This window comes from Parapedobacter composti, from assembly GCF_900112315.1.
Taxonomy (GTDB): Bacteria; Bacteroidota; Bacteroidia; order Sphingobacteriales; family Sphingobacteriaceae; genus Parapedobacter; species Parapedobacter composti.
In genome coordinates this window covers 93,446-101,388 of record NZ_FOLL01000017.1, presented here as the reverse complement: position 1 = coordinate 101,388, position 7,943 = coordinate 93,446, and the positions used below count along the sequence as shown (strand labels likewise).

At 47.5% G+C, this 7,943-nt stretch carries 8 protein-coding genes; 7 read left to right on the top strand and 1 reads right to left on the bottom strand.

The window, feature by feature from the left end:
- Positions 1 to 80 precede the first annotated feature (80 nt).
- On the bottom strand, positions 81 to 275 hold the full coding sequence (locus BM030_RS16085) for a winged helix-turn-helix transcriptional regulator (RefSeq protein ID WP_317615120.1): 195 nt from the start codon (positions 273 to 275) through the stop codon (positions 81 to 83).
- 123 nt (positions 276 to 398) lie between these two features.
- On the opposite strand from BM030_RS16085, the gene BM030_RS16080 reads away from it, so the two are divergent.
- From BM030_RS16080 to BM030_RS16055, 7 genes are all read left to right on the top strand, one after another.
- A complete protein-coding gene (locus tag BM030_RS16080) occupies positions 399 to 1,193 on the top strand; it encodes an SDR family oxidoreductase (protein ID WP_090974625.1) in 795 nt (264 codons plus the stop codon).
- Between the two features lie 21 nt (positions 1,194 to 1,214).
- Positions 1,215 to 1,538, top strand: a complete 324-nt coding sequence (locus BM030_RS16075) for a nuclear transport factor 2 family protein (protein WP_090974624.1) — start codon at positions 1,215 to 1,217, stop codon at positions 1,536 to 1,538.
- A 34-nt stretch (positions 1,539 to 1,572) separates the two neighbouring features.
- Positions 1,573 to 1,854, top strand: coding sequence for a DNA-3-methyladenine glycosylase I (locus tag BM030_RS16070; protein WP_090974623.1), 282 nt, complete (start codon positions 1,573 to 1,575; stop codon positions 1,852 to 1,854).
- A gap of 260 nt (positions 1,855 to 2,114) precedes the next feature.
- Positions 2,115 to 2,291 carry a hypothetical protein gene (locus BM030_RS19890; RefSeq protein ID WP_170845776.1) on the top strand — a complete coding sequence of 59 codons (177 nt, stop codon included), beginning with the start codon at positions 2,115 to 2,117 and terminating at the stop codon, positions 2,289 to 2,291.
- Positions 2,292 to 2,340: 49 nt separating this feature from the next.
- Positions 2,341 to 2,925 carry an RNA polymerase sigma factor gene (locus tag BM030_RS16065; RefSeq protein WP_090974622.1) on the top strand — a complete coding sequence of 195 codons (585 nt, stop codon included), beginning with the start codon at positions 2,341 to 2,343 and terminating at the stop codon, positions 2,923 to 2,925.
- 61 nt (positions 2,926 to 2,986) lie between these two features.
- Complete coding sequence (locus BM030_RS16060; RefSeq protein ID WP_170845775.1) at positions 2,987 to 4,144, top strand: FecR family protein; 1,158 nt, start codon at positions 2,987 to 2,989, stop codon at positions 4,142 to 4,144.
- A 186-nt stretch (positions 4,145 to 4,330) separates the two neighbouring features.
- Positions 4,331 to 7,924, top strand: a complete 3,594-nt coding sequence (locus tag BM030_RS16055) for a SusC/RagA family TonB-linked outer membrane protein (RefSeq protein WP_090974620.1) — start codon at positions 4,331 to 4,333, stop codon at positions 7,922 to 7,924.
- Positions 7,925 to 7,943: the final 19 nt, after the last annotated feature.

Sequence of the window (7,943 nt, the reverse complement as noted above, 5' to 3'; positions counted from 1 at the left end):
CATGGCCATCAACCACAAGAACCTGAAAGACCTATATCCACAGAACTATAAGAAAATAGTGCAGCAATCAAACATGTAGTTCATAGGGCGGATACTTTTAACTGAATATTCAAAACCCTACGTGAAGCATCGGGAATTTTGCGTTGCAATTCGCTTGGGCGTTTGTTTCCCTCATTGATAAACCACAGCAAACGAATTTTCCATTTGCCGTAGAGTACTTCGCCAATCAAATCAAGACCACAATTCAGGTTCAACGGAATTTTTCTTTCATACATCTTGCAAAATTAACCCAATGTTCAAAAATGCACAATAGGGAAAAATTTATCCGTATGCAATTCAGTTTTCCGTAATTGCCAGAAACAGTTATACTTCTGAACTTTGCACCAAAATTTTAGTAAATGGAACAAGAATTTAATTTCAATAATGAGTTATCGGACAAAATTGCTTTGGTAACAGGCGGAACAAAAGGTACAGGAAAAGCCATTGCCGACAGACTACTTAACGCAGGTGCAACGGTTATCATAACAGCAAGAAATGCACCCGAACAACTAAAAGAAAAACTGTATTTTATTTCGGCAGATTTAAGCAAATCCGCAGGAACGGAAAAAGTGGTTTCAGAAGTTTTACAAAAATTCGGGCGGTTAGACATTTTGATAAACAACTTAGGTGGTTCTGAAACGCAAGGCGGTGGTTTTGCAGTTTTGAGCGATGAAGATTGGCAACAAACCATACAAACAAATTTGCTTGCACCTGTTCGTTTAGACAGGAGATTTTTACTGCAAATGATAGAACGTAAAAGTGGTGTAATTATTCACATTGCATCTATTCAAGGCAAGTTACCTCTATATGACAGCACTTTGCCTTATGCAGCCGCAAAAGCGGGCTTAATCAATTATAGTAAAGGTTTATCAAAAGAAGTTTCGCCAAAAGGCGTAAGAGTTTTAACGGTTTCACCGGGTTGGATTAAAACGGACGGTGCAACAGGAATGACGAACGAAATTGCCGAAAGAACAGGCATAACGGTTGAAGAAGCCATACAGCAAGTAATGAAAAGTTTAGGCGGTATTCCTTACGGCAGACCTGCACAACCCGAAGAAGTTGCCGAATTGGTGGGCTTCTTGGTTTCACCAAGAGCCAACTATTTATCGGGAACAGAGTTTGTAATTGACGGTGGCACAATTCCCACCATTTAATCATCTCAAAAATTTAGAACAATGAACTTACCAAAAGTAATCACAGATTTAGTAAAAGCACAAGATAACTTTGACAGCGTTGCTTATGCCAACTGTTTTTCAGATACAGCCGTAGTTTTTGACGAAGAAAACACCTACAACGGACGAAAAGAAATTGAAAATTGGATTGCAAATGCAAACGAACAATTCAAAACCTTAATGAAACCTATTAACTTTGTCGCAGAAGAAAAGACAAGTATTTTATCAGCCGAAATTTCAGGAAATTTTGACGGCAGCCCTATTGTGTTACACTACCATTTTGAAATTATTGATGAACAAATACAGTCGTTGAAAATAACAGATTAAAAAAAGTACGTCTTATTGCACAGCCATAGAAACAATGCAATCCGAAGAAAAAAAGGCGTTGCACAAAAAATATCACGACAATTACTACGGTTTTCCCATTCATGATGACAACGAATTGTTTGGACGTTTGATTATGGAAATTAACCAAGCAGGTTTGAGTTGGGAAACCATTTTGAAAAAAGAAACTTCGTTTCGCACGCATACAGCAATTTCAACATCAAAAAAGTTGCGAATTACACAGAAGCAGATACAAAGATGCCCGCAAACACATAAACGAAGATCGGTTCGGGCTGGAACAAGAAGCAAAGTTTACTGATGTAGCCTTCTTGGGGATTGTGATGGGCGTCCACCAACAATACGCTAAACCGGAAGCAGAAATCTCTAAAAACTTCAAATTCAATCAGTTTCAAGATTATCCTATTCCTGCTGATAATCAAACAAAAAAAAGTAGAGTTCTCCCAATTTCGGTTGGCTATAGCCATAAAAAGCCTTTCATGTGATTGCGCAGCCCCCTATCACCCAATATGCAGCTCACTGTTAAATTCCTTATCGTTTTCTACCATCCAGCGGAATAAAATGAAGTCAAAACCAAAGGTTTATTTTTATGACAATGGCATCCGCAATGCCATCATCGGGCAATTCAATCCGTTGAACAGCAGGCAGGACGCAGCAGCGCGGTCTCAAGCACAAACAAAAAAAGCAATGGCTACCCTACAATGTGGCGTGCTTACGGAATTTGCCGCAGTCATTTAGCAGTTTCGTAATAATTAAGTAATATTGGCCGGTTGGAAATGCCTTTTTCATGGAAAACTATGCCGAGTTTGCCGACGAACAATTGCTCCTTTTGGTGAAGGAACGGGACAGGCTTGCCTTTACCGAACTGTACCAACGGCACTGGCAACTGGTCTATCTCCATGCTTATAACCTATTGGCCGATGCGGATGAAGCCAAAGACCTGGTACAAGATGTGTTTTTTGCTTTTTGGGAGAAAGCCGACGAACTGAATGTGAGCGTCAACCTGAAAGGCTACCTCTATAAAGCCATGCGCAACCGTATTTTCAGCCTGATCCGCCGACGCAAGGTGAGCGACCAGTTCGTCTCGCTGCTGATGGAAGAGCTGGACGGCTTGGACAACGCCACCGTGGAGGCAATCGAGGAGCGCGAACTGCTGGCGCTGATCGATGCGGAAATCGCCAGGCTTCCGGCCAAAATGCGCGAAGTGTTCGAACTGAGCCGCAAGTCCTTTCTCACGCAAAAAGAGATCGCCGAGCGGCTGGGGATGTCGGAAGAGGCTGTGAAAAAGCAAATCCACCGCGCACTCAGGTTATTAAGGGCCAAACTGGGCCGCTATGCAGGGTTTTACGTCTTGCTCTTAGCATCTGCCTAGAAATCTGAAAATAAAAAGTCCCCCTACCCTACCCGCCATGCGTCTTGTGGTTGGAGGACGTATGGAAAGAGACACACCGCTTGACTGCTTAATCGACAGCTACCTGTCCGGTAGCGCTACGCCGCAAGAACGAAAGCAGCTGGAGCGCGCCTACCAGCGTGCAGTACAACGGACCCCGCCACGCACGGCGGAAGACGAACGGCTCGCCGGGGAGATGGACCGCATCGGTCGGGACGTATGGCTGTCACTGATGGATCGGATACCTGCACCACGCATCCGCCGATTCCGGCGGTGGCGCCCAGCAATGGTCGCAGCAGCCTTGGTGGCAGCGTTGCTGTCGGTGGGGATTTGGCTATACGTTAATCGCCAGACACCCCAAGCGGCGCACCTTTCCGTATTCGCCAACGATATTGCACCCGGCGCACCAGGTGCCACGCTCACCCTCAGCAACGGGCAGCGCATCGCACTGGATGAAGCGGCAACAGGTGAGGTGGCCCACGAGCAGGGCGTCATCGTACGCAAGAGCGACGATGGGCTGCTGACCTACGAAGCGACATCGGTATCTGCCGCCGGTATGTGGAACACGCTATCCACGGACAGCGGGCAGACCTACCGCGTAAGGTTGCCCGACGGATCACTTGTACACCTCAACGCCGCCTCCTCGCTCGAATACCCCGCCAGTTGGGCGCACGAAGGCCAACGGCGGGTACGCCTCACGGGCGAGGGATACTTTGAGGTGGCCAGGGATGTGCAGTGGCCGTTCATTGTGGAGGCCGCCGGCCAGGAGGTGGAAGTGCTGGGCACGCGGTTCAACATCAGCGGCTATACCGATGAACCCGCCGTTGAAACGGTACTGCTGGAAGGGTCGATCAGGTTATCGGCCAACGGCAGTCAAGAGGTACTGCAACCCGGCCAGCAGGCACGCAACGCGGGTGGCCATATCCGCATCAGCCAGGCAAACGCCGAACAGGCGATCGACTGGGTAAGCGACGAATTTGCGCTGAACGGCCTCGACTTCCGCGCTGCCATGCGCAAAATTGCCCGGTGGTATCAGGTAGACGTGGTCTATGACGCGTCGGTACCCGATGACCTCATTGCCGGCGGCTGGATATCGCGCAATACTCGGCTGTCTGACGTGCTGCGCCTCATCGAGCGGGCGGGCCAAGTCTATTTCCGCGTGGAAGGCCGAACGGTGTATGTCGTAAAACAAGGATCATAACATACTATCATTCATAAAAAACGAGAAAACAATGGAAGAAGATTACCCATAACCCCCCTTAAACAAAACAACCAGAAGTGCGGAAACACTCCTGGTCACGGTTTGCCGAAATCAGAAGTTGACTTCACCGCAGCGGCAGGGGCGTCCAAACCTAACAGCCGGCTGCGGTAACAAACGCAATGACAAATGTATAAAAAATATACCCTAAACATCGGTATAGGCAGCGCCGTATACCAAAAATATGTACGCATCATGCAATTGACCACCGTACTGTTGATTGCGGCGTTGATGCAGGTGAGTGCGGCAAGCTTCGCACAGAAAATCACCGTCAGCCTCAAAAACGCCCCCATTGAAACCATACTCCGCGAGATCCGGCAGCAAAGCGGATTCGACCTGTACTACGACGGCCGCATCATCCCCAAGCACAAGCGCGTCGATTTCACCGTAGCCGACGCCTCGGTGGAGGAAGCGCTCACGCAACTGCTCCGCGGCCTCCCCCTCTCCTACCAGGTGGATGGCCGCATGATTGCCATTACCGAGCGGAAGAACGAGATCCCTCCGCCGACGACCGCCACCACGCTAATTCTCGCCTATCCCGAGGTGCGTGGCCGTGTTGTGGACAGCGTGGGCAATCCGTTGGCCGGAGCCTCCGTACGGGTACTCAATGACAAAGGCAAGCGGACCACGTTGCAGACGAAGACCGACGGGAATGGGTATTTTGAGTTGAAGAATGTGCCGGAGGGGTACCAGTTGGAGTTGTCGTACATCGGGTATGTCTCGACCACCGTCGTGGCGGCGGCCGACATCGGCTCCGTGGTGCTGAAAGCCGTTCCTTCGGAACTGGAGGAGGTGGAAGTGATGGTCAACACAGGTTATCAATCCTTAAAGGCAAATGAGATAAATGGAGAAATTGTACATATTGATAACAGGACGTTAAACTTACAAGCCGGAACCAATATCTTAGACCGGCTCAATGGGGTAACGAACGGATTGACATTTAACATCGGTAAAAATAATTACAACAATCCGCAAAATAAAACCAATATAGTCATCAGGGGGCATTCCACGCTCAACGGTCCCCTGGATCCGCTGATTGTGTTGGATAACTTCGTCTATGAAGGGGACATAGAGAACATCAATCCCAACGATGTTGCGTCTGTTGCCATTCTAAAGGATGCTGCAGCGACCTCGATTTACGGGGCTCGGGGAGGAAATGGCGTAATCGTGATTACCACTAAGAAAGGTCAATTCAATCAGCCGTTGAGCATACAAGGCAATGTCAGTGCCATTGTCACTGCGGCACCCAATCTGTTCGATGTTCCGCAATTGCCGTCTGCCGATTATATCGGTATAGAGGAAATGATGTTCAAGAACGGGTATTTCAACGGAATCTTGAATAGCCTTACAACACCGCTTACACCTGCCGTAAAAGTATTTGCCGATCGGTCGGCTGGCAAGATCAGCGCTGCTGATTCGGCAGCAATGATCGACTGGTTGAAAACAGTAGATACAAGACGGCAATACCAAGATGCGTTCTATGGGAAAGCCCTGACGAAACAATATGCTGTAAATGTAGGTGGTGGGAGCGCGAAGTATAATTGGCTTCTATCGGCATCTCGCGATGAAAACACGGATCATTACGGCAGCACTAGCGGCAAGAACAATGCAAACCTCCATCATACCTTCAAACCTATCAAGCCACTGACGATTCAGACTAGCGTTTATTATACGGGGCGCCGAGGTACGCAAGACATGGTTGAGCCTTTTGGTTCTTTAACTAGGGTCGGATCTAGACAATCCGTCCCTTATGTCCCACTTTTCGATCCGTCGGGTAATGTTTTACCAATCTATAGAGGGTATAGTCAGCACTATTTGGATACCGTTGGCCAAGGGGATTTATTAGATTGGTATTTTTACCCTACGATCGATCGAACTCAAGATCGTCGCATATCCGAAATTTCCGAGCTAAGTGCGAGCATACAAACCCGGTACGATATTATTCCAGGATTGTCAGCGCAGGTGATGTACCATGTACAACAGCAAAAATCGGATATTAGCAATGAGCACGACGGTGATAGTTATTACACGAGGGACCTGATTAATCGGTTCGCGCAAATTGGGGAAAACGACAGAACTGTTAAATACATTGTACCTTTAGGGGGCATCATATCCAGAAGTCAGGCGGCCGTCAAATCGTATAATTTCCGTTCCCAGCTGAATTTTAATCGGCGTTTCGCACAACACAACGTGCAAGCGATGATGGGTTTCGAAATGCGGGAAGTATCCACGGAAGGCTTTTCGAGCACTACCTACGGGTACATCAATGACCCGTTGTCTTATCAATCGGTGGACCATGTGAATAGCTACCCCACTCGCCCTTCGTCAAGCAGCTCGATTCTTGGAGCCCCCATCATAGAGCCTTCCGTAATCAACCGCTTCGTCAGTATTTACGGTAATTTCAGTTACCTGTTTTTGGACAAGTATAGTGTCTCCGCAAGCGCTCGAAAAGATGGTTCCAATCTCTATGGTGTCAGTACGAATGAAAAATGGAAGCCGCTATGGTCGGTTGGCCTTGGGTATGACCTATCGAAAGAATCTTTTTTTTCTTCCAAGACCATTAACTCCCTCCGTTTCAAAGCTAGTTTGGGGTATAGCGGAAATGTCGATTTGAGGAAATCTGCCGTTCCGGTTATCGGATTCACAACCAATGCGCCACAAGACGGGGGCTTTCCAAGAGGAAACATAGGCACGATACCGAATCCCTCTCTAAAATGGGAGCAGGTAAGGCAGGTTAATCTGGGAGCGGATTTCGCGTTGTTTCGTAATAGGCTCCGAGGAAGCGTCTCTTATTATTTTAAGGATGGTACAGATCTATATGGTCCAAGAAGGTACGATTACTTGGTATGGGGTGCACAGAGTACGTTGATTACCAACGTAGCAAATATGAGTGGGAAAGGGATAGATATCGCCCTGGACGGTCGTGTAGTAGATCAAAATGATGGTCTCAAATGGGATATGGCCCTGATTTATAATTTCAACCGTAGCATCACAAAGGATTACTTCTACGCCGACGATAAAGATAATCTTGCCAGGGTATTGTCTTCGTCGGGCAGCATGATAACCCCTGTGGTTGGAAAGCCGTTGTACGCTTTGGCTGCATTTCGTTGGGGAGGCCTCGATGCTGAAGGGAACCCACAAGGTTATCTCAACGGTGAATTGAGCAACGATTACGCAGCTATTATCAATGCTGGTTACGGGCATGCAGAAAAGAGTGGCGGTGTGGTGTACATCGGGCCTGCCGTTCCTGAGCATTTTGGAGCATTTCGACAAGAATTACAATTCAAGCGTGTTTCCTTGCAACTAAACATGACGTATAAATTTGGCTATTTTTTCCGCAATAGTACGATAATGTATTCGTCGCTAATCAACAACGGGTATGCGCACCCTGATTATCTCAAAAGATGGAAAAACCCCGGTGACGAGCATACGACAAATGTTCCCTCCTTTATCTACCCGCAAACCATTTACGGGCGCGATGATATCTATTCGAACAGTGAGATACACATCGAAAAGGGCGATCACATTCGCTTGCAATTCGTTCAGATCGGTTATCATCTTGATCAGCGGATCATCCCTTATTTTTCTTCCGTCAACCTTTATTTGAATGTCTCCAATTTAGGGGTCGTCTGGAAGGCGGCAAAAAAGGTGAAAGATCCGGATTATCCCGATCAGGTATTGCCGGGTAAAACGTTTTCATTTGGGTTAAGGTTCGGGATTTAGCATAACATAACATGTTTTT